Genomic DNA, 258 nt, shown 5'->3' on the forward strand with positions numbered 1-258 from the left:
TGAGGCCGGAGACCGACAGCTGGTCGCCGTCGACATCGGTAAAGCCGGCCAGCAGATCAGCGGCGCTGATCGTGTAGGGCGTGTCCTCGGTTCCCGCCGCAAGCGTCGCCGCATTGCCGCTGAGGACGGGTGCGTCGTTGACCGCATCAAGCGTGAAGCTCTGGCTTGCCGGCAGGCTGCCGCCATGGCCGTCGATGACGGTATAGCTCAGGCTGACCGGGCCGTTGTAGTTGGCATCCGGCGTGAAGGTCCAGCTGC

At 66.3% G+C, this 258-nt stretch carries 1 protein-coding gene; it reads right to left on the reverse strand.

What is annotated here, in order from left to right:
* A partial coding sequence (locus AF337_RS43460) for a cadherin-like domain-containing protein (RefSeq protein WP_160320408.1) occupies positions 1-258 on the reverse strand: 258 nt, incomplete at both ends.

The sequence above is a fragment of the Rhizobium ecuadorense genome, assembly GCF_001187535.1.
Lineage (GTDB): Bacteria > Pseudomonadota > Alphaproteobacteria > Rhizobiales > Rhizobiaceae > Rhizobium > Rhizobium ecuadorense.